The following is a 21,839-nucleotide window of genomic DNA, read 5'->3' as shown; positions in this document are numbered from 1 at the left end:
GTAAAATCAGCCTCTTGCCACTTATAAGGGACAAGAAGTTCTGAACACCTCAAAGGTCAGCTAATTTTATTAACGGACAACTTCCAGTTTTTCGCCTGTTACCCCCACGGCACGCCAGTAAGGTACGTACATGGATTCAACCTGTGTAGCCGGGATTTGATAAACCCCCGGTGCAACAGCCCTTGCTAAATATAACAGGGTCACTGGCTGGTAAGGCTCTACAGAAACAGCGGCAACAAAACGATCATCCCGGTATTCCATATGACGAATATTCGCTCTTTGCATTCTGTAAATCATATCCTGTAAATCTGTTGCGCTTTCACTCAGGCTGACGCTGCTGTATGCCAGATTTTGGTTTTCAAGCTCCAATCCTGCGGGCAGGAGATCAACAACCAGAGCATCTGAAACAGGCTGGGTCGCACTGATTTCCAGTTTTACAATCATCAGCTCGCCGCTGTTCAGGCGATCCGGAGTGTAGGTTTTACCTGTCAAATCAAGATAGGTACGCTTAATACTCAGTATGTTTGAATAAGGTTCGGGTTTTTTCAGAGGGTAACCCACCACATTCAGCCGTGAATACAGGGAATTATCTCCCCGATTACTTATCTCAATGCCATTCAGAATCTGTTTTGCAGACAAGGCGTTATTCAGCGCAGTATTGCGGTTAATCGGTGGTATTTGCCGGTTAATGACGGCTTTCCAGGGTTGTTCACTGGCATCAATAAAATAACGTCCGGCCAGATAAAGCGCATTACTTTCCTGTGTTGAAAAGTACTTTCGGGACGAGAGTTCATTGGATAACGCAAGCAGCTTTTCATCCCGCTCTTTCTGCAACATGTTATTTTCATTCAACAAAGAGACAATCAATGCGTCGTCACGTATGGTGCTGCCATAATCATTCAGCCCATAACCCTGTTTACGGGATTTAGACACCCCCAAGTGAATGGCTTCATTGCCACGGTTATCATCCCCCATCATTCTTAATGCTACGCCTAATTGCACCAGAGATAATCCACTATCAGCCTGATCCCGCTGCTCGTAAAGTTGTCTCAAGCTACTTAATGGCGCTTTCTGCTGGCTGGCTAACACCAGACCGGCGTAAGCCCGCACGGAAAACTGTGTTGCACTGTGCGAACCGCTATAGCGATCGTTGATGATGTTTTTATCCTGCAAGTAACGCAGCAGCCGGTTATTGGCATTTTTCAGGGCATCAACCGGAATACTGTAGCCTTGCTGATTGGCACGGAACAGGAAATCTGCCGCATATGCGGTGAGCCAGAATTCTTCTTCACCATTACGATCCCAAAGAGAAAAACTGCCATCATGACGTTGCATACTCAGCAGATGCGTAATACCGTCTTCAATGGCTGCCCGGCGTTTTTCATCACTTTGTGTCTTAATGCCCAGTTTTTTCAGTTCAGCTTCATTGGAGTAGAGAGACGGATAAAGCCCGCTGATTGTCTGTTCCAGACAGCCATATGGATAAGCATATAATTCGCGGATATAACGGGCGATTTGAAGTGGTGGCCTACTGGTCAGCAAAAGCTGGCCTTCCAGTGTTTCCGGGGCCAGGCCTGTGATCGCATCTGGCGGTAACAGCCATTCTTCATCTTGCCGGATAACATCCGCAAACTGTCTGGTGACAGCAGGGTATGCCGGACGAACACCAATTTTCCAACTGTTTTTGTATTGCTGTACCTCGTTGGATACCTTCAGGCCATCAACGGTCAGGAAAATTTCGCCTTGTCCAAATCCATAGTCAGCTTTAACCGGAATTTGAATCGTTACCCTTTTTCCTGTTTCCAGCGTGGTGCTGTTATTCGCAGATTCCTGTAATTGTATCAGCCCGGTTGCAGCAAAATTCAATGTCAGTTTTTGTGGCTGCTCAGTGAGATTAGTGAGATCTAATGCCAGTTGAGATTGATCACCACCAGCCATAAAACGCGGTAATGACATCTGCGCGACCACTGGCGCGGCTACAGTAACTTTGCGTTCACTGTTTCCGAATTCGTCATCGCTCCATGCCTGCGCCATTAGCCTGAGTTCACCATTAAAGTCAGGGATCGGTAACGTAATCTCCCCTTCTCCATCAGCATTCAGGCTAATAGGCTTAGCCTGTTCCGCCAGAATATTGACTACTGTCAGCGGTTTTTTACCGCCTCTTTCCGGCTCACCTTCACCAACATCACCACCAAAACGTAAGTTTGCCTTGCGCCCTTCACTTTCAATCAGATGTCCGTAAACATCATACTGGTCAACGCTATAACGCTTACGCCCGAAAAATGCCCCATAGGGATCCGGTGTTTTAAAGTCAGTAATACTAAGGACACCAGAATCAACAGCAGAAAGCAGTACATAAACCTGCTTTGGCAACTCTCTGCCTTTTTGAGGTGTTACCTTAATTTTGACAGAAAGGTCCTGATTCGGGCGTACTTTGTCCGGCGCGCTGAGCGTCAGATCCAGCTTACGCCCTTCATCCATCAGTGGTAAGTGTAAGACGCCGATTGCCCGTTTTGATGTTGCCTGACGGTTTTTATCTCCCGGTCGTACCACAACTGCGGTCAGATATAGATCATGACGCGCCCATGTTTGATTAATCGGTACATCAATATCCAAACCTTGTGCTGGCACGTTAATTTCCTGCCACCATAACGGGCCATCACTGGATTCCAGTAATAAATATCCTTTACCTGCCTGTGGCGCAGCTATATGCAGTCTGACTTTATCTCCCAGTTTATATGCAGGTTTATCCAGTGATAATTTGACCTGATCCGGCCGGACAGCTCCTGTTCCCTCGGTATTATCCTGCCATGAATAGCCGGCCCAAAAGTTCAGACTGGTGATAAGTTGATTTTTCTGATTCACAACTTCAATACGATAAGAACCCCATTTAACCGGAAAGCTGATTTTTGCTGTACCATCTTCCACAATTTGAACAGGCTCATCTGCCATCATCAGATCTTTCTGGTCATATCCCGAATCCCAGCCACCACTGTCAGACCAACGCCAGTAATAATCACGGCGTTCGTATATCAAGCGAGCTCTCAAGTCATTCGTGGCGTATTTTTTACCATCGGCATCCGCATAAACAACATCAAACTCCGCCAGCGAGTTTTCATTAACGTTATAACGGGATTCATAGTGATCAGTGTAATAGTTATAATTAGACTTTTTATTGAATAGCGGGCGTATACCAACCAGTTTTTCAGCAGGCCAGACTGCCTGTTCAGCATGGCGTGTTACCGGGCGTCCTCCTGCTTCAAGCAGGCTGGCCTGTACAGCGATTCTTATCGGAGAAGAGACATATCTCCAGTTATCCTCACCGACAGTAATGTTAGTTTTGCCTTCACTATTCAAGACTAAATCAAATTCATCCAGCGTTCTGCTTAACTCTTCTTCTTTTGACGAGCCAAATTCATACCCTGATAGCTTCGCCACTGCATCACGAGCCGGACGCATGAATAACTGGCCCTGTAGCCGATTTTCGGCTGCCGGAGCACCATACAAATAACGACCCGTAATGGAAAAGTTAACACTTTCATTCTTCTGTATTGGTCGGCTATCCGTATTTCCTTTAATTTCTAAGGCCATACGCTCAGGCATAAAGTCTTCAACATTGAATTTGTAATAACGTGGTGTGTTATCTCCCAAATCCAGACGCAGTGACCACATCCCGGTTTCAGCAGACTGTGGAATTGAATAACGATATTGGTACAACCCATTTTCAGGCTGCCAGACAAAACTGCGTGCTACCTGATTATCGGCTTTTAATATATCCACTTTTACCGGCTGAGGTTTCAGCAAACGGCCATCCGCATCACGCAGTAAGCCATTAACAATCAGTGTTTCGCCCGGACGATAAAGATCCCGGGGGCCGAATACAAAAAACTGCCTGCTATACCCTTGCTCACCACCGATATCAAACTCAGACAGATCCAGTGCAGGGGATGACAAATCAATCATACTGACTTGCTCGCCCTGCGTTGCCAGCAACAAGGCCGCTTTGGAACTTTTTTCCAGCGTGGCGTGGCCATTACTGTCTGTCGTATTTTTTGCCAGAAGTTGCCCATTGATATCCAGTACACGAACCTCAACACCTTTCAGGCCGGAACCCTGTTCCAGTGATTGGGTAAAAACATCTATCTGATTCAGATAGCTATGCATTGAGACGCCAATATCACTCCGCGTAAACAGAATTGCTGGGTTAGTGTAAGCATATTTTCCGGCCTGCTGCATAACGGCCAGATAGGCACCACTCTTTTGCAACTCTTTAATATCATTCAATGGCAATAACAGTTTTTCACGGGTATTCGGTGTCGGGTTCAAATCAAAGCGACCGGTATAGACTAAATCTGCATTTTCCAGTAATCGCTCAGAATCCCAGGAAGTTATACCTCTGAGGTATCGCCCGTGAGCGATAAACATGGGTAATGAAGCTTCTTTGATGCGGAAAAAATTAACATCGACCCGATCAACATTCAGTGCCAGAACGGGTAAGCCTTCTGCTAGTTTACTGGGTAAAAGCACACCTTTGCTGGCAAAACCAACAGCAGGTTGAATTGAGGCAGTCTGGAATTTTTTTTCATAGACATTGAACAAACTGCGCCCGTTGATGCCCTGTAAACCGTCATCAACAGTTAATATTAATTGGCGCTTTGGAGGTAAATGGCGGAGTCTCAGCTCCATTTGGTTATCTGATAACTCCCATGCGCCATCTAGTTTACCGGATTTAACATCAACCAAATGTACTCGCTGAGCAAAATTTTGGTCGGGGTTCAGAGGAACAGAGAATGTGACAACCATTGCACTGGCACCATCCAACTGTACTTCTGAAGCGTCTAAAATGGTGACAGCTTTACCCGCATATTGCTCTTCCAGTGATTGGCGTGGCAGGGATGGGGTTACTGGAGATTGTGTTGCTGGGGAATGAGAACCGCGACTGGCGGTATCTGTTTTTTCTGAAGGTGTCGGAATTGCTGATGTTTCCGGTTTTATACTGTTTTCATTATTCTGCGATTGATCGCATCCAGATAAAATACCTAGCGCAAAGCATGCAAACAAAGTAACAACCATTGACGTGATTGTGCGTTTTTTCCTTGTTGCCCATTGCCTCAGTTGATGTTGACACATAACCATAATCCTTATTGTTCACCGGCTGGCACTCATTCATTACACGATCCCTGTGTTAATTAATATTTATTTATTGATTGAGTACAGGAATAGTCTCCCTCAGCCAACTGCCTAATTTCCATTGGTAGAAAGGCTGAGTATGTTGAATCAGGTAGTGGCTTATCCCGCCATCTTTTTCATCAAGCAGGCAAAAATCCACTGATTCATCTTCATTCAGGTGTTCACAAGCTACCTCTCCAGCAGTCTGGATCAGTATATTAATGTCACTGTCTGCCTGTATCCCACTCAGCTCCAGACCAATTAACAGATTAGGGTTTTCGTCCTGCTCTTTATCGTGAGCCATCACCAGAAAAGCACGGCGTACGGGTTTATGCTGCTTAAATAAATTAATCAGGGCTTCAATAAGCTGGACTGGTTGTTCTTCTAGTTGGCTGAGAGTAATACGACTTCCACTCGGAACCTCAATTTCAGTGGCAACGGCTTCGTTTGACAAGCTCATGAAAATCTCCGAACAGTATATATGTTGATACAGATGTTAAAAGCAGAGTCATACACTTCACCTTTCAAGTTGCCTCTTTGTTGGCTACGCTCGCTCACCCCAGTCACATAGGTATCTATGCTCCTGGGGATTTACTCTCTTGCCGCCGCGACGCACCTTGAAATCCATTGTGTATATATCTAAAAAAGTGCTAAATCATAGCCTCCCCATATGAGGAGGCCAGAAAACAGGAAATCAGAAGTATTCAGATATCACAACAGTTTATACATAAATATTCTGGCATTTCCCGCCGGTTTACAGGCGACTTCACCAAAAGCCGTGTATCCGTGTTTGAGGTAAAACTCAGGTGCCTGAATGGACATCGTGTACAACGTCACAGCATGACAACCACGCTGGCGGGCTTTTTCCTCAGCTTTTCTGAGTAACACACTGCCCAGCCTCTGACTTCTGAGTTCATCAGGGAGATAAAGATAGTTGATGAAAAACATGCCAAGTGACGTTCGTCCGACCAAACCGCCAATCACCTCCCCATCGCTATCCCGGATATAAATATCCAGAGGCTGGTTACCCTGCTCGCCCGTCTGCCTGATATTCCATTGATCGAGTAATTCACTGACCCGTTCACGCGCATGTGGATCATCTTCGTCAGAATCCGTGATGTCAAAGTCGGGTAGCACAATGTCCTGATTCATTACATTTTCCTTCTCATGTGCTTATTTTGCTTTTGTCAGCAGTAAGTTGGCAATGGTACGAACACCATAACCTGTTGCACCTGCCGACCATTGTTCAACCGCAGATGAACGATATGTTGCTGAACAATCGATATGTACCCAGCCTTTTTTGTAATTCTCGACAAAATGAGACAGGAAAGCAGCGGCAGTACTTGCGCCAGCTGTGTGAGAAGGTGCAGCAATGTTATTCAAATCAGCAAAGTTGGATGGCAGCTGATTGCGGTGGAATTCAGCCAATGGCAGGCGCCAGAATTGTTCATGCTCTGTATCCGCTGCAACCAATAAATCCGCCGCCAGTTGATCATCAAAACTGAAAACAGAGTGGTAATCGTTACCAACTGCCATTTTTGCAGCACCCGTCAATGTCGCTGCATCAATAATCAAAGGGGCATTTTCTGCACTGGCATCAATCAAACCGTCAGCCAGTACCAGACGGCCTTCTGCATCAGTATTCATGACTTCAACGGTTTTACCGTTACGGTAACGAATGATATCACCCAGTTTGAATGCATTCCCGCTGACCATATTATCAGCAATGCACAGGAACAGTTTTACACGCTGTTTCAGACCACGGCTGATTGCCAGTGCCAGCGCACCTGACAGAGTTGCTGAACCACCCATATCAGATTTCATGGCGCTCATCGAGTTAGATGGTTTCAGGCTATATCCACCTGAATCGAAAGTAATACCTTTTCCGACTAAGCAGGCAAATACGGGTTCATTTTTGTTTGTTGTTGGATTGAAATCCAGCTCCAGAAAAACAGGAACACGGGAAGAACCACGACCGACAGTGTGGACACCAACATAGCCCTGCTCATACAACGCATCACCTTTTATGATGCGATAACTGATAGCATCTGGCGCTACATTGTTAATTAAATCGATAACACGCTGAGCAAGCTGCTCTGGCCCTAATTCTTCGGCAGGCAGGTTGACGGTATCACGCACCCAGTCGATGAATTTAATTCGATGCTCGAGTTCCTGCTTTTCTTCGGCATTCAGTTGCGGCCATTCGATAGTGCGCAGTCCTTTTGGTGCCCGGAAACCGAGCCAAAATGCCCAGCTTTTTTCCAGATCCCAGCCTTCACCAGCCAAAGCAACATTATAGATACCTTGCCCATTAATTTTACGTCCGGCACGCTGAATCAACGCCAGTTCACTGTTTATGTCAGATTTCTCGCCTGACATATGGATCATCATTCCCTGATCATTTGAGCTAATTAGCGCTTTTTCACCCCAGCATGCTTTAGCTGGCTCATAAGACAGAGTTATCGGCATGATTTGCGCCGGTATAGCGTTTTTGGTCATTATCTTTCTCTCTTCTTATTTTTACTGTATTAGGATCATTATTAGAGTAATAAATGTAAAAAAACTGGCGGATGCCAGTTTTTCATTAAATACAGACTATGCCAAGTCATTGGACAAAAATTGGTGAGTTAGTACTGTTTTTCGCATTATTTGTTTGCGTAACATGACTTGTAAGATTGATCTCTGTTATTCAAACTCATCCAACCAAACCAATAAAATGGCTTCTAATACTTTTTCGTTGGATTTTTCCGGATTATCATCAAAACCATCCAGTTCGCAAATCCATTGATGCATGTCGGTGAAACGCACTGTTTTAGGATCTAAATCCGGGAACTTATCATAAAGTGCTTCGCCTATTTCACGGCTGTCAGACCATTTCATTTTCGTTCTGTTCTCCTGCTCCTGCTCCTGCTTAGTTCTCAGACTCAGTGCTCACGCGCGTGGTTGATCGTGTATTTAGGAATTTCAACAACCAAATCCTCATCAGCAACTTTAGCCTGACAGCTTAAGCGACTTTCCGGCTCCAGTCCCCATGCTTTATCCAGCATGTCATCTTCCAGTTCCTCACTTTCTTCCAATGAGTCAAACCCTTCTCTGACGATACAGTGACAAGTGGTACATGCGCAGGATTTTTCACAGGCATGCTCAATTTCAATACCGTTTCGCAGTGCAACATCCAGAATTGATTCGCCTTCTTTAGCGTCCAATACTGCACCTTCAGGGCAAAGTTCGTTATGAGGTAAAAATACAATTTTAGGCATAATTAAATTTCATCCACAGAATGGCCCGCCAAAGCCCGACGGATTGATGTGTCCATGCGACGCGCAGCAAATTCCTGCGTTTGCTTGTCCAATTGTTTAATTGCACTTTCAATCGCTTCAGGAGACGTTCCCTGAGCACTTTCAATTAATACTTGTACGGCAGCATCAATTGCAGCATGTTCTTCCTGACTGAGTAAATCAGCGTCTTTTTCCAGCGCACCGGTTAAGCTTTCCAGCACACGGGCTGCTTCTACTTTTTGCTCAGCCAATTTACGCGCCTGAATATCTTCCTGCGCATTACTCATTGAATCTTTGATCATTCGGGCGATTTCTTCATCAGACAGACCGTAAGAAGGTTTTACCTGAATAGAGGCTTCAACACCCGTCGATTTCTCCAGTGCACTGACACTCAGTAAACCATCAGCATCAACCTGGAAAGTCACGCGGATATGCGCACCACCTGCCGGCAACGGAGGAATTCCCCTCAGCGTGAAACGAGCCAGAGAACGACAATCTGCCACCAATTCGCGTTCACCCTGAACAACGTGGATGCTCATTGCACTCTGACCATCTTTGAAGGTCGTAAACTCCTGAGCTCTTGCGACAGGAATAGTGGTGTTGCGCGGAATAACCTTTTCAACCAGCCCGCCCATAGTCTCAAGACCCAGTGACAACGGAATAACATCCAGCAACAACATTTCGCTGTCTGGCTTATTACCTGCCAGAATATCCGCCTGTATTGCCGCACCAACTGCAACAACTTTGTCCGGATCGATAGAGGTCAACGGTTCACGATCAAAAAATTCGCCTACCATGCTGCGCACCAGCGGAACTCTTGTTGAGCCTCCCACCATCACAACCTGCAAGACTTCGTCGGCAGTTACTTCAGCATCTTTCAAGGCCCGGCGACAAGACAATAAAGTACGTTTAACCAGTGTCGTAATTAATTCATTGAACTCGATGCGGGTAATATTGCCCTGCCAGTCAGCAAAATTAATTGAGACTGAATCTGCATCACTCAATGCAATTTTAGTTTGTGTCGCAACATCCAGTAACTGACGCTGTAACCCGTGGTCGGTATCGGTAATCCCGGCCTGCTCACGGATCCAGTCTGCCAGCAGATGGTCAAAGTCATCACCACCCAGTGCAGTATCACCGCCCGTGGCCAATACTTCAAAAACACCACGGCTCAAGCGAAGGATAGAAACGTCAAATGTTCCACCGCCCAGATCATAAACAGCAATCACACCTTCCTGACCAGAATCAAGCCCGTAGGCAATTGCAGCCGCAGTGGGTTCATTCAGGAGGCGAAGGACATGCAAACCCGCTAAACGAGCCGCATCTTTCGTTCCCTGACGCTGAGCGTCATCAAAATAAGCGGGAACGGTGATAACAACACCATCAAGTTTACCATCCAGTGTTTCTTCTGCCCGTTGAGCCAACGATTTCAATATGTCAGAAGAAACCTGAATAGGATCAACCAAACCTGCCGCTGTACTAATTAACGGCAATCCATTTTCACTGGCCTGAAATTGATAAGGAAGATTCGGGTAACGCTGCTGAATATCAGCCAGAGAGCGCCCCATCATACGCTTGACAGAGCTTATCGTATTAACAGGATCGAAAGCCGCCTGTTGACGGGCCTGCCAGCCGATCTGAATTTCATCTTTGCAGTATTGTACAACTGAAGGAAGCAAGTGACGGTTTTCACTATCTGCTAAGGTCTCAGCCTGACCACTGCGGACTGTCGCAACCAGGGAGTGTGTTGTACCAAGATCAATCCCCGCAGCCAGACGACGCTGGTGTGGTGCGGCAGATAAACCAGGTTCACTGATTTGTAATAAAGCCATGTGTGCCCCTATAAAAACCAATTATACCCGTCTTTCAAGCTGCCTCTTTGTCATTGGCCTCGATATAACTTGAAATTTCTCGGATATACTAAATCAGCCCCGCATTGTTCATTAAAACGCGATTCAGCTAAAAATCATCCAACAGCCGTTCTTCCAGCTGTTCGACCTGCTGTTGCAATTTATCCAGAAAGCGTAACTTACGGACAGTATCGGCTGCAATTGACCACTGTTCTGCATCCAGCTGCTGTTCCATCTGCTCACTACGAGTTTTAATCATTTTATTCAGGCGAGATGAAAAACCAGCCAATGCGGCATCCGGCTCGGCACTATGTTCAATAGCATCAAGCTCTTCACGCAACTCTAACTGTTGCATCAGAAAAGCCGTATCCTGCATAGTGTGCTGTTCACTGGATAAGTTAAACCCTTGCTGAGATAGCATATATTCTGCACGTTTCAGGGGGTGTTTCAGAGTCTGATAACCATCATTAATGGTTGCAGCCTGTTGAAGTGCCAGCGTTTTTTCACGCTCTGGCTGGGTGGCAAAACGATCAGGATGAAACTGACGCTGTAACTCCTGATAGCGGGTCGCCAATTGTTGACGATCTATTGCATAACGCACAGGCAACCCAAATAAAGTAAAGTAGTCCATAAGTTACTCTTGGTTTCGCAAAATACGGGGGTTAAACGTTAAAACTTTCCCCACAGCCGCATTCGCCGGAAACGTTGGGGTTGTTGAATTTAAAGCCTTCATTCAGGCCTTCTTTGACAAAATCCAACTCAGTTCCATCAAGGTAAACAATGCTTTTACCGTCAACGATAACTTTCACACCCTTATCTTCAAAAATCTGATCTTCATCATTAACTGTATCAGCAAATTCAAGTACATATGCCATACCAGAACAGCCGGAAGTTCTCACTCCCAGACGCAGACCAACACCTTTTCCACGATTATCAAGGAAAGCCAAAACACGCTGGGCTGCACTTTCTGTCAGGGAAATTGACATACAACACCTCACTTTTAAAACTATTAATTTTGAATACTATTACCTTTGAAGCTATCACCTTCAAAGCTGCCATCTTCAAAATCAGTAAAGGTGGATATCAAAACAATATCCACCAGAATTATATTTACCCGTCGTCTTTCAAGTTGTCTCTTTGTTGGCTACGCTGATTCACCCCAGTCACATAGTTATCTATGCTCCCGGGGATTCATTCTCTTGCCGCCTCGATACAACTCGAAATCCATAGGGTATATTAAGAATTATTTGGCCTGACGCTTGCTCTTATAATCTGCAATCGCAGCTTTAATTGCATCTTCTGCCAGAATAGAACAGTGAATTTTCACTGGTGGCAGCTCCAGTTCATCGGCAATCTCAGTGTTTTTGATTGCTTCTGCCTGATCCAGTGATTTTCCTTTCATCCACTCTGTTACCAGAGAACTGGATGCAATCGCGGAACCGCAGCCATAAGTTTTAAAACGTGCGTCTTCGATAATGCCGTCATCGCTGACTTTAATTTGCAGTCTCATGACGTCACCACAAGCCGGCGCACCAACCATTCCACTACCCACTGAAGGATCTTCACTATCAAATGACCCTACATTGCGTGGATTCTCGTAGTGATCAATTACTTTTTCGCTGTAAGCCATGTCGTTACTCCTGAAACTGTCTGATTAATGATGAGACCATTCGATGGTGCTGAGATCCACTCCCTGCTTGAACATTTCCCACAATGGAGAAAGATCACGCAGATGACCAATCGCGTTATGAATCAACTTGATTGCATAGTCTATTTCTTCTTCTGTGGTAAAACGCCCCAAAGAGAAACGAATAGAACTGTGTGCCAGCTCATCATTCATGCCCAGTGCGCGCAGAACATAGGAAGGCTCCAGGCTCGCAGAAGTACATGCTGAACCGGAAGAAACTGCTAAGTCTTTCAGTGACATCATCAATGATTCACCTTCAACATAGTTGAAGCTGACATTCAGAATGTGTGGTGCACCCAGTTCCAAATCGCCGTTCAGGTAAACTTCTTCAATATCTTTGATACCGTTCCATAAACGCAGACGTAAACCACGCAGACGTTCTGACTCGGCTTGCAGTTCTTCTTTTGCAATGCGGTAGGCTTCGCCCATGCCGACGATCTGGTGAACAGGCAGTGTACCGGAACGCATACCACGTTCATGACCGCCGCCGTGCTGCTGTGCTTCAATACGGATACGAGGTTTGCGACGAACATACAAACCGCCGATACCCATCGGGCCATAAATCTTATGAGCCGAGAAAGACATCAGGTCAACTTTCAGTTTGCTGAGGTCAATAGGCAGTTTCCCGACACTCTGAGTCGCATCAACGTGGAAAATGATGCCACGACTGCGGCACATATCACCGATGGTCACGATGTCCTGAACAATACCAATTTCGTTGTTGACGTGCATGATAGAAACCAGAATCGTATCGTCACGCATTGTGGCTTCCAGCTCTTTCAGATCGATCATGCCGTTGCTCATTGGTGAAAGGTAAGTCACTTCAAAACCTTCACGCTCCAGCTGACGACAAGTATCCAAAACAGCTTTATGTTCAGTTTTACTGGTAATAATGTGCTTGCCTTTTTTCTGATAGAATTTCGCTGCACCTTTAATACCGAGGTTATCTGACTCTGTTGCACCTGAAGTAAAGACGATTTCACGCGGGTCAGCACCGATAAGATCAGCAATCTGGTTACGCGCAATATCAACCGCTTCTTCAGCCTGCCAGCCAAAACGGTGTGACCGGGAAGCAGGGTTACCGAAAACCCCGTCCATAGTCAGATAATTCATCATCTTTTCAGCAACACGAGGGTCAACCGGCGTTGTTGCTGAATAGTCCAAATAAATGGGTAATTTCATTGCTCACATGCTCCGTAAGACACTTTTAATACATTTGTTTGCCGCTTATTTACCACTAATTTAAGCACGCAGGTTAACGTTAATCATTTCTTGAACCCGGCCATTAGCTGTACGGCGCTTATCGCTGTCTTGACGATCAGCAACGTCTAAAACTTCTTGGTTGTTCACTAATTCTTCTAAACTGATGCTGTTCAGGAAGCTCGTAATGCGCTCGCTAAGATCACGCCATAATGTATGAGTCAGACAGCGATCACCACCCTGACAGCCTTCCCTGCCCTGACAGCGAGTTGCATCTACGGATTCATCAACAGCAGAAATTACTTCGGCAACGAAAATCTTACCGGCATCTCTGCCCAGCAGATAACCGCCACCCGGACCACGGACGCTAGAAACCAGACCATTCTTACGTAGGCGAGAAAACAACTGCTCAAGATAGGAAAGGGAAATTCCCTGACGTTCAGATATGTCAGCTAGTGGCACCGGCCCTTCTTGTGAATGCAATGCCACATCTAACATGGCAGTTACCGCATAACGTCCTTTTGATGTCAGTCTCATAACAAAAACTCCATGGTGAAATATGGGTCAAATTGTGGCATTCCTGAGCGTTTTAGTCAACTATTTAACCTAGTAATTTACTCAACTATTATTTAGTTGTCTTTCATCCTGTTACCGCTCACAAGCCGCATTTCTGATCCTATTTCCGACCGGATTCAGACGATTTATTGGCCCATTTTTCCATAGAAGTCAGAATGCCACGCAGGATATTCAATTCCTGAGTTTCCGGACGGGCACGGGTATAAAGACGCCTTAATCTGTTCATTATCTGCCCAGGGTGTGCTTTGCGAATAAAGCCGGAATGATTTAATACCTGCTCAAGGTGCTGGTAAAAACGCTCCATATCTTCAACAGGCGGATATTCCGCTTCATGCTCTGTCGCATCCGCTTTTTCCTGTTTTTCCTGAGCAGTAAGAGCAAGGTGCGCCATTCGGATCTCATAACTAACCAACTGAACAGCCATAGCCAGATTCAGCGAACCATATTCAGGGTTGGTCGGAATATAAAGATGGTAGTGACACTTCTGGAGTTCTTCGTTAGTCAGCCCCACACGTTCACGACCGAACACGATAGCTACCGGTGAGTTCTGAACAGCGCTGACACAGCGTTCACCACATTCCCTCGGTTCAACCATTGGCCAGGAAAGTGTACGGGAACGGGCACTGGTTCCGATAACCAATTCACACCCGGACAGTGCTTCATCCAGCGAATCCACAATCGTTGCATTACCAATGACATCACTGGCGCCTGCGGAAAGTGCGATTGCATGAGAATCAGGCAAAACAAGCGGATTGACCAGATACAGATTGGTTAACCCCATGGTTTTCATAGCTCTGGCAGTTGAACCCATGTTGCCCGTGTGGGAAGTTTCTACCAGGATAATGCGGATGTTCTCTAACATGACGGCTTTTAATTTCAGTATAAGAGCCGAATATCTTAACACAGCATTAGTCATTTTGACGAACTACTGCTATACTGCGCGCCGATTTGTTTCCCGTTCTTTAAAATTCTGGTGGAAGATACCCCATGCATCCGATGCTAAATATCGCTATACGCGCTGCTCGTAAGGCCGGCAACCACATTGCCAAAAGCTATGAAACTCCTGACGCTGTTGAAGCAAGCCAAAAAGGCAGTAACGATTTTGTCACTAATGTTGATCGTGAAGCAGAAAGCATGATCATTGACATTATCCGCAAGTCCTACCCTAAGCATACTATTATCACTGAAGAAACCGGTGAACACTTAGGTGAAGATAGCGATGTCCAATGGGTAATCGATCCACTGGATGGCACCACCAACTTTATTAAACGTCTCCCTCATTTCGCTGTTTCCATTGCTGTACGCATCAAAGGCCGCACCGAAGTTGCTGTGGTTTACGACCCAATGCGTAACGAACTGTTCACTGCTACTCGTGGTCAGGGTGCACAGCTGAATGGCTATCGCCTGCGTGGTGCTAATGCCCGTGATCTGGATGGCACTATCATTGCTACCGGTTTCCCATTCAAAGCTAAACAACACGCTATTCCTTACATGAACGTACTGGGTAAATTATTTGAACGTTGTGCAGATTTTCGTCGCACTGGTTCCGCGGCGCTGGATATGGCTTATGTTGCTGCCGGCCGTGTTGATGGTTATTTCGAAATCGGCCTGAAGCCATGGGATTTCATGGGTGGTGAACTGCTGGTTCGTGAATCCGGCTGTATTGTGACTGACTTCGTTGGTGGTCACAACTACATCAGTTCCGGTAATATCGTTGCAGGCAGCCCACGTATTGTTAAAGATATGCTGTCTGAAATGCGTGAAGAATTGACTGAAGCACTGAAACGTTAATTAAAAAATAATTATCTGAGCAATGTTATTTACAGGGCACCAAAATAATAGGTGCCCTTTTTACTGGGTTCTTATTAACTTATTGTTTCTTATTTGTAATTTTATTTCATACTGAATGAATTTGACCTTCAGCTTTAGGCCGTAAGAAAATCGCAGGTAATGCGACCAACGCCATTACCCAGTAGATTCCACCTCCCATATGTTCATACAGGAAACCACCTACTGCACTCATAACAGCGATACCGCCTCCCATTGCTAACGCAGAGTAGACTGACTGTAGGCGAATAACTTCATTTTCTTTTCTGGCGCCGATAAAACGCATAGCCGCTAAATGGCAAACAGTGAAAGTTCCACAATGCAGGATTTGAATAATAATCAGCACGGGTAGTTCCGTGAATGCTCCCATTAATCCCCAGCGGATCACCCCACAAATAGCAGAAAGCAGCAGAAGGCTGCGAGCGCTCCAGCGACGGAATAGCTGTTTGCTGAAGGTGAAAATCACAACTTCTGCTACCACACCCAGTGACCAGAGATAGCCGATAGTGGATGATGAATAACCGGCTTTTTCCCAATAAATGGAACCAAAGCTGTAATAACCAGCATGAGCTGCCTGTAATAGCGTGACACATAATAAAAACTGCCACACTGATTTTTCGGATAATAACTTTCTGAATGATACTGTATTGGCGTTTTCTACCTTGATTTTACCCGCAGGCATAACAGATGGTTTCAGCATCATCCCTGACAGCATAATAGCAACACTGATAATCAGAGAAGCAAGGATAATCTGGTGATGACCGAATAAATTGCCTCCAATCCAGTCATTGAGTTTATCAAAGGAAATACTGACACTTGATCCAAACTCAATACCGGAGGAAGAGAGTAATATCCCGGTTAAAGAAGAACTGATAATAAAGGCAATCGACCCCCACACACGCACTTTGCCATAATCAAAAGTAAACTGCTTTTGCCATGTACCCGCTAAAGCATCTGATAAAGGTACTAACGGCGAAAAAAACAGGTTAAAACCTATCATTACAAGGCAAATCCACGCCCAGTGGCTGCCAAAAGAAAAACTGACCGCAAAGATTAAAGCCAGAAAAGATAATAATCTTAATGCTGTAATTAATTTGGCAGGATCTTTAACGGTAGGAGAAATAATGAGACTGCCAACAAAGCGGGAAACCAAACCAATGCCTAATATTATGCCGATCATGGAAGGAGTAATGCCTTCTCCCTGCAACCAGACTGACCAGAATGGTAAAAAGATCCCAAAAGAAAAGAAATAGGTGAAATAGCCTAATCCCAGCCAAAATGTTGATGGAACAACCATCCTTTGCCCCCGTGTTTAATGCAAAAGTTTAATGCAAAAAAACCCGCTCAAAACTAATGAGACGGGCTTATTAACTATTTATTCAGTATTTATACTCAATAATTATTCTAAGTTATGCGTAGACCGGATATTTTGCGCAGATTGCCAAGACTTTCTGTTTAACGCTTTCAATCACCGTTTCATCATTGATGTTATCCAGCACATCACATATCCAGCCAGCCAGTTCACTGGTTTCTGCTTCTTTGAAACCACGACGGGTAATTGCCGGGGTACCAATACGAATACCAGAAGTGACAAATGGGCTACGAGGATCATTAGGTACGCTGTTTTTATTGACGGTAATGTTGGCACGACCTAATGCTGCATCAGCTTCTTTACCCGTAATATCTTTATCCACCAGATCCAGCAGGAACAAATGGTTTTCAGTGCTGCCGGAAACAATTTTGTAACCACGCTGTAAAAACACGTCTACCATGACTTTCGCATTCTTAGCAACTTGTTGCTGATACGTTTTGAATTCTGGTTCCATGGCTTCTTTCAGCGCAACCGCTTTACCTGCAATAACATGCATCAACGGGCCACCCTGACCACCAGGGAAAACAGCAGAGTTCAGTTTTTTATACAGCTCTTCATCCCCACCTTTTGCCAGAATCAGACCACCGCGTGGGCCTGCCAGTGTTTTGTGGGTTGTCGTTGTCACAACATGAGCATGAGGAACCGGGTTTGGATAAACACCCGCGGCAATCAGGCCTGCAACGTGAGCCATATCAACAAAAAGGTATGCACCGATTTCATCAGCGATTTCACGCATTTTTGCCCAGTCAACCACACCAGAGTAGGCAGAGAAGCCACCGATGATCATTTTAGGCTGATGTTTCAGTGCCTGATTACGGATATCGTCGTAATCAATTTTTCCTTTTTCATCAATGCCATAGGGAACAACATTATAAAGTTTCCCAGAGAAGTTGACCGGAGAACCGTGAGTCAGGTGCCCACCGTGTGCCAGATTCATCCCTAAAACAGTGTCACCGGGTTGCAACAGCGTCATATATACCGCCATATTCGCCTGAGAACCTGAATGCGGCTGGACATTAGCATAATCTGCGCCAAACAGCTCTTTTGCTCTGTCAATTGCCAGTTGTTCAACTATATCAACGTACTCACAGCCACCATAGTAGCGTTTACCCGGATAACCTTCCGCATACTTGTTAGTCAGCTGAGAGCCTTGAGCCTGCATAACTCTTGGACTGGTGTAGTTTTCAGAAGCAATCAGTTCAATGTGTTCTTCCTGACGACGAACCTCCTGCTCCATCGCCTGCCACAGTTCGGGATCATAATTCGCAATATTCATTTCACGCTTTAGCATTTGGTTCTCCTGACTCAGCTACATCTTTAAAAAATACCCCTGAGGGCCAGAATGTGACACAGTGTAAACTCTTTTTATCAAATGAGATAGTCTTGACAGGACATTTTACGCAAACGATTGCTTCAAGACCTACCGCCCTATAGCCCATCATGTTTTTTATCCGTCCGGGATTTATCATTGATCTTTGTGATTTCTGTCAAATATTGTTGTTTCACAAATCCTGCGATTTTGATTTAAGTCAAAATAATTTCTGCTTTTTACTTTAAGCTCTTTCCCAGAAGAATAAGTTGCATTTAAAATGCAACTTATCAATTGAGCATGATTTAAAAATTCAGGAGATCATGATGTTAGACAGTCAAACTATCGCAACTATAAAATCCACTATTCCTCTGATTGTTTCTACCGGGCCAAAATTGACTGCTCATTTTTATGAACGCATGTTCAGTCATAACCCTGAATTACAGAATATCTTTAACATGAGCCACCAGAGTAACGGTGATCAACGTCAGGCCCTTTTCAATGCTCTGTGTGCTTATGCGGCTAATATCGATAACTTATCTGCTCTGTTACCGGCGGTAGAAAAGATCGCTCACAAACATGCAAGCCTGAATATTCAGCCGGAACACTACCAGATTGTGGGAACTCATCTGTTGGCAACAATTGATGAGATGTTTCATCCGGCAGAAGAAGTGCTGGATGCCTGGGGAAAAGCCTACGACGTATTAGCCGGTGTTTTTATCAATCGTGAAGAAGAAATTTATCAGAGTGGTGAACTTTCGGTAGGAGGATGGCGTGGTCTGCGTCAGTTCCGTGTCAGCCGGAAACAGCCGCAAAGCGATATTATTACCAGTTTTGAATTTGTGCCTGTCGATGGCGGTAAAGTCTTAGATTATAAACCGGGGCAATACTTGAGTATTTATCTGGAAGATCCTGCCTTTGAGCATCGTGAAATTCGTCAGTATTCATTAACTGCCGCACCGAATGGAACTCACTATCAAATCGCCATTAAACGGGAATCTCATGGCAAGGTATCCAGCTATATGCACGATAAAGTACAGGAAGGAGATACCGTATTACTGTCCGCACCGCGAGGCGATTTCTTCCTTGATATCCAGCCTGATACTCCTGTTACGCTTATCTCTGCCGGTGTCGGCCTGACTCCGATGATGAGTATGCTGCAATATCTGCATAAACAACAACATACTGGTATCATCAATTGGCTTCACGCAGCAGAACATGGTGGTTTTCATGCCTTCTCAGACAAAGTAAAAGCGATTGCTGAATCCATGCCTAATATGAATTATCAGGTCTGGTATCGCGAACCCAGAAATGAAGATAATTTCGGCACAGATTACCAACAGACAGGGTTAATGGAGCTGGCTTCGGTAAAAGATGAAATAAATATAGAAGGGATGCAGTTTTATCTCTGTGGGCCGGTCGCTTTCATGCAATATATCGCCGCTCAGCTTCTGAAAATGGGCATCCATGAACAACATATCCATTACGAATGTTTTGGCCCGCATAAAGTCATTTAACTCGGCATCGTCATCTAGAACCCCGCCGTCATGGCGGGGAATGAGCCTATTAGAGATTAAATTGCTTCTTCGTCCTGTTCACCAGTACGAATACGTACAACACGAGCAACATCGAACACAAAAATCTTGCCATCACCAATTTTACCGGTTTGGGCGGTCTGCATAATAGTATCGACACAGGTATCAACAATATCATCCGGTACGATAATCTCTATTTTGACTTTGGGCAGAAAATCCACCATATATTCTGCACCACGATACAGTTCGGTATGTCCTTTCTGGCGGCCAAATCCCTTCACCTCTGTCACCGTCATACCTGTGATACCGACTTCAGCCAGAGCTTCACGCACATCATCGAGCTTGAAAGGTTTGATAATTGCATCAATCTTTTTCATGAAGTATTCCTGTTATTACCAGTTCTTACGCCCGAAACCAGACGTAATCGGATAGCGCCTGTCTTTACCAAAATCACGCTGTGTAATACGCGGGCCAATGGGAGCCTGACGACGTTTATACTCATTGATGTCCACCAACCGGATCACTTTACGGACAATCGCTTCGTCAAAACCTTCTGCTACTAAATCAGCCACGGATTTATCTTTTTCTACATATCCCTCGAGGATAGCATCCAGCATGTCATACGGTGGCAGGCTGTCCTGATCGAGCTGATCAGGAGCCAGTTCCGCAGATGGCGGACGATCGATAACACGCTGAGGAATAGCGGGAGATAATGTATTACGATATGTGGACAATGCAAATACCATTGTTTTTGGCACATCTTTCAAAGCATTGAAGCCACCAGCCATATCGCCATATAAAGTGGAGTAGCCTACCGCTGATTCACTTTTATTACTGGTTGTCAGTACCAGACGGCGGCGCTTGTTTGACATTGCCATCAGAATGACAGCCCGACAGCGAGCCTGTAAGTTTTCTTCTGTCGTGTCTTTTTCTGTACCGGCAAACATCGGCTCCAACTGAGCCATAAATGCGTCAAACATCGGTTCGATAGAGACAATATCAAATTCAACACCGAGCAATTCAGCCTGTTCTCTGGCATCATGAATACTCATTTCAGAGGTATAGCGGAATGGCATCATCACCGCCTGTACATGCTCTTTACCCAAAGCATCCACCGCAATCGCCAGTGTCAGGCCGGAATCAATTCCTCCGGATAACCCAAGTAACGCGCCTTTAAAACCATTTTTCTGTACATAATCCCGCACAGAAAGAACTAAGGCTTTATAAATTTGCCCCAATGGCGGCAATGGAGGAATAGGATTTGCCATCGGTTCAATTGTCATATCACTCAAACGACACTGCTCGACCTGCTCTTCAAAAGCTGCCATGCGGTGTGTGATTTCACCATTCATATCAAAGACTTTTGAACAGCCATCAAAAATCAGCTGATCCTGTCCGCCAACCTGATTTAGATAGATGATTGGCAAATGAATACGCTGGCAATGTGATTTGATAAGCGCACTGCGGATATTTGGTTTTTCGTGATTATAAGGAGAAGCATTCATTGACAGGATAATATCGGCTCCCGCCTGTTTCAAAGCATCAACCGGAGCATCAAACCATAGGTCTTCACAAATCAACAAACCCAGATTATAGCCTTTAAAGGGTATAACACAATTTCGCTCGCCCGCATCGAAATAGCGTTCTTCATCAAAAACGCCATAATTAGGCAGTTGTTGCTTGAAGTAACGAGCAACGGTTTCACCTTTCCAGAACAGCGAAAGTGCGTTGTATATTTTTCCGTCCTGTTGCCACGGATGACCAACTAAAATACCAACCTGAGAGCTTGCCTCTTGTAAGCGTACTAACTGTTCGCGGCAACGCTGATGGAAATCAGAACGGAACAGGAGATCCTCTGGGAAATAACCCGACAGTGATAACTCAGAGAACATAACGAGATCAGCGCCTTTTTCCTGCTGTTCCTGTACTGTATGCAACATACGCTCGCTGTTGCCTTCGATATCCCCTACCAGCCAGTTTAATTGGGCAAGGGCAATATTAAGAGTACGACTCATAGAATGCGGCTCTCCTGGGCC

General features: G+C 45.2%; 19 protein-coding genes. 2 read left to right on the top strand and 17 right to left on the bottom strand.

Annotation, left to right across the window (positions count from 1 at the left end; genetic code table 11):
• Positions 1-69: 69 nt before the first annotated feature.
• The 13 genes from AACX38_RS00795 to trmJ form a co-directional block, all read right to left on the bottom strand.
• A complete protein-coding gene (locus AACX38_RS00795) occupies positions 70-5,130 on the bottom strand; it encodes an alpha-2-macroglobulin family protein (RefSeq protein ID WP_304957137.1) in 5,061 nt (1,686 codons plus the stop codon).
• Between the two features lie 70 nt (positions 5,131-5,200).
• Positions 5,201-5,629, bottom strand: a complete 429-nt coding sequence (locus AACX38_RS00790) for an enhanced serine sensitivity protein SseB C-terminal domain-containing protein (protein ID WP_228863357.1) — start codon at positions 5,627-5,629, stop codon at positions 5,201-5,203.
• Positions 5,630-5,880: 251 nt separating this feature from the next.
• Entirely contained in the window at positions 5,881-6,321 is a 441-nt protein-coding gene (locus AACX38_RS00785) for a GNAT family N-acetyltransferase (RefSeq protein WP_228863356.1), read from the bottom strand.
• Between the two features lie 21 nt (positions 6,322-6,342).
• Complete coding sequence (pepB, locus tag AACX38_RS00780) at positions 6,343-7,668, bottom strand: aminopeptidase PepB (protein WP_228863355.1); 1,326 nt, start codon at positions 7,666-7,668, stop codon at positions 6,343-6,345.
• 186 nt (positions 7,669-7,854) lie between these two features.
• Entirely contained in the window at positions 7,855-8,049 is a 195-nt protein-coding gene (gene iscX / locus AACX38_RS00775) for a Fe-S cluster assembly protein IscX (protein ID WP_099125477.1), read from the bottom strand.
• 44 nt (positions 8,050-8,093) lie between these two features.
• The gene (gene fdx / locus AACX38_RS00770; protein ID WP_099110592.1) at positions 8,094-8,429 is read right to left on the bottom strand and encodes an ISC system 2Fe-2S type ferredoxin; all 336 of its coding nucleotides are present in this window, start codon (positions 8,427-8,429) and stop codon (positions 8,094-8,096) included.
• A gap of 2 nt (positions 8,430-8,431) precedes the next feature.
• Positions 8,432-10,279, bottom strand: a complete 1,848-nt coding sequence (gene hscA / locus AACX38_RS00765; RefSeq protein WP_228863354.1) for a Fe-S protein assembly chaperone HscA — start codon at positions 10,277-10,279, stop codon at positions 8,432-8,434.
• Positions 10,280-10,406: 127 nt separating this feature from the next.
• Positions 10,407-10,928 carry a co-chaperone HscB gene (hscB, locus tag AACX38_RS00760; RefSeq protein ID WP_099121871.1) on the bottom strand — a complete coding sequence of 174 codons (522 nt, stop codon included), beginning with the start codon at positions 10,926-10,928 and terminating at the stop codon, positions 10,407-10,409.
• Between the two features lie 31 nt (positions 10,929-10,959).
• Positions 10,960-11,283: an iron-sulfur cluster assembly protein IscA gene (iscA, locus tag AACX38_RS00755; RefSeq protein WP_099110596.1), complete on the bottom strand. Its 324-nt coding sequence runs from the start codon at positions 11,281-11,283 to the stop codon at positions 10,960-10,962.
• 257 nt (positions 11,284-11,540) lie between these two features.
• On the bottom strand, positions 11,541-11,927 hold the full coding sequence (iscU, locus tag AACX38_RS00750; RefSeq protein WP_099110598.1) for a Fe-S cluster assembly scaffold IscU: 387 nt from the start codon (positions 11,925-11,927) through the stop codon (positions 11,541-11,543).
• Positions 11,928-11,951: 24 nt separating this feature from the next.
• Entirely contained in the window at positions 11,952-13,166 is a 1,215-nt protein-coding gene (locus AACX38_RS00745; protein ID WP_099110599.1) for an IscS subfamily cysteine desulfurase, read from the bottom strand.
• 60 nt (positions 13,167-13,226) lie between these two features.
• A complete protein-coding gene (gene iscR, locus AACX38_RS00740) occupies positions 13,227-13,721 on the bottom strand; it encodes a Fe-S cluster assembly transcriptional regulator IscR (RefSeq protein ID WP_099121872.1) in 495 nt (164 codons plus the stop codon).
• A gap of 139 nt (positions 13,722-13,860) precedes the next feature.
• Positions 13,861-14,622 (bottom strand): tRNA (cytosine(32)/uridine(32)-2'-O)-methyltransferase TrmJ, encoded by a 762-nt coding sequence (gene trmJ / locus AACX38_RS00735; protein ID WP_228863353.1) that lies wholly within the window; start codon positions 14,620-14,622, stop codon positions 13,861-13,863.
• A 125-nt stretch (positions 14,623-14,747) separates the two neighbouring features.
• Here trmJ and suhB point away from each other — a divergent pair, with 125 nt between their 5' ends.
• Complete coding sequence (suhB, locus tag AACX38_RS00730; RefSeq protein ID WP_099121873.1) at positions 14,748-15,551, top strand: inositol-1-monophosphatase; 804 nt, start codon at positions 14,748-14,750, stop codon at positions 15,549-15,551.
• A 106-nt stretch (positions 15,552-15,657) separates the two neighbouring features.
• Here the strand turns inward: suhB and AACX38_RS00725 are convergent, their stop codons facing one another.
• Together AACX38_RS00725 and glyA are read right to left on the bottom strand one after the other, a co-directional pair.
• On the bottom strand, positions 15,658-16,884 hold the full coding sequence (locus tag AACX38_RS00725; protein ID WP_228863352.1) for a 3-phenylpropionate MFS transporter: 1,227 nt from the start codon (positions 16,882-16,884) through the stop codon (positions 15,658-15,660).
• Positions 16,885-16,996: 112 nt separating this feature from the next.
• Complete coding sequence (gene glyA, locus AACX38_RS00720; protein ID WP_228863351.1) at positions 16,997-18,250, bottom strand: serine hydroxymethyltransferase; 1,254 nt, start codon at positions 18,248-18,250, stop codon at positions 16,997-16,999.
• Between the two features lie 287 nt (positions 18,251-18,537).
• Between glyA and hmpA the strand changes: the two genes are divergently transcribed.
• On the top strand, positions 18,538-19,785 hold the full coding sequence (gene hmpA, locus AACX38_RS00715; RefSeq protein WP_370630597.1) for an NO-inducible flavohemoprotein: 1,248 nt from the start codon (positions 18,538-18,540) through the stop codon (positions 19,783-19,785).
• Positions 19,786-19,841: 56 nt separating this feature from the next.
• Here the strand turns inward: hmpA and glnB are convergent, their stop codons facing one another.
• Positions 19,842-20,180 (bottom strand): nitrogen regulatory protein P-II, encoded by a 339-nt coding sequence (glnB, locus tag AACX38_RS00710; RefSeq protein ID WP_086956068.1) that lies wholly within the window; start codon positions 20,178-20,180, stop codon positions 19,842-19,844.
• Between the two features lie 15 nt (positions 20,181-20,195).
• On the bottom strand, positions 20,196-21,818 hold the full coding sequence (locus tag AACX38_RS00705; protein WP_228858367.1) for an NAD+ synthase: 1,623 nt from the start codon (positions 21,816-21,818) through the stop codon (positions 20,196-20,198).
• Positions 21,819-21,839 lie beyond the last annotated feature (21 nt).

The organism is Xenorhabdus sp. PB30.3, from assembly GCF_963895965.1.
Classification (GTDB): domain Bacteria; phylum Pseudomonadota; class Gammaproteobacteria; order Enterobacterales; family Enterobacteriaceae; genus Xenorhabdus; species Xenorhabdus stockiae.
The sequence above is the reverse complement of the archived record's forward strand: the minus strand, read 5'-3'. Positions and strand labels throughout refer to the sequence as shown.

Bases quoted from the DNA above. Each gene is read 5' to 3' on its own strand.
- AACX38_RS00795 (WP_304957137.1), bottom strand. From the start codon at position 5,130: ATGTGTCAACATCAACTGAGGCAATGGGCAACAAGGAAAAAACGCACA.
- AACX38_RS00790 (WP_228863357.1), bottom strand. From the start codon at position 5,629: ATGAGCTTGTCAAACGAAGCCGTTGCCACTGAAATTGAGGTTCCGAGT.
- AACX38_RS00785 (WP_228863356.1), bottom strand. From the start codon at position 6,321: ATGAATCAGGACATTGTGCTACCCGACTTTGACATCACGGATTCTGAC.
- pepB (WP_228863355.1), bottom strand. From the start codon at position 7,668: ATGACCAAAAACGCTATACCGGCGCAAATCATGCCGATAACTCTGTCT.
- iscX (WP_099125477.1), bottom strand. From the start codon at position 8,049: ATGAAATGGTCTGACAGCCGTGAAATAGGCGAAGCACTTTATGATAAG.
- fdx (WP_099110592.1), bottom strand. From the start codon at position 8,429: ATGCCTAAAATTGTATTTTTACCTCATAACGAACTTTGCCCTGAAGGT.
- hscA (WP_228863354.1), bottom strand. From the start codon at position 10,279: ATGGCTTTATTACAAATCAGTGAACCTGGTTTATCTGCCGCACCACAC.
- hscB (WP_099121871.1), bottom strand. From the start codon at position 10,928: ATGGACTACTTTACTTTATTTGGGTTGCCTGTGCGTTATGCAATAGAT.
- iscA (WP_099110596.1), bottom strand. From the start codon at position 11,283: ATGTCAATTTCCCTGACAGAAAGTGCAGCCCAGCGTGTTTTGGCTTTC.
- iscU (WP_099110598.1), bottom strand. From the start codon at position 11,927: ATGGCTTACAGCGAAAAAGTAATTGATCACTACGAGAATCCACGCAAT.
- AACX38_RS00745 (WP_099110599.1), bottom strand. From the start codon at position 13,166: ATGAAATTACCCATTTATTTGGACTATTCAGCAACAACGCCGGTTGAC.
- iscR (WP_099121872.1), bottom strand. From the start codon at position 13,721: ATGAGACTGACATCAAAAGGACGTTATGCGGTAACTGCCATGTTAGAT.
- trmJ (WP_228863353.1), bottom strand. From the start codon at position 14,622: ATGTTAGAGAACATCCGCATTATCCTGGTAGAAACTTCCCACACGGGC.
- suhB (WP_099121873.1), top strand. From the start codon at position 14,748: ATGCATCCGATGCTAAATATCGCTATACGCGCTGCTCGTAAGGCCGGC.
- AACX38_RS00725 (WP_228863352.1), bottom strand. From the start codon at position 16,884: ATGGTTGTTCCATCAACATTTTGGCTGGGATTAGGCTATTTCACCTAT.
- glyA (WP_228863351.1), bottom strand. From the start codon at position 18,250: ATGCTAAAGCGTGAAATGAATATTGCGAATTATGATCCCGAACTGTGG.
- glnB (WP_086956068.1), bottom strand. From the start codon at position 20,180: ATGAAAAAGATTGATGCAATTATCAAACCTTTCAAGCTCGATGATGTG.
- AACX38_RS00705 (WP_228858367.1), bottom strand. From the start codon at position 21,818: ATGAGTCGTACTCTTAATATTGCCCTTGCCCAATTAAACTGGCTGGTA.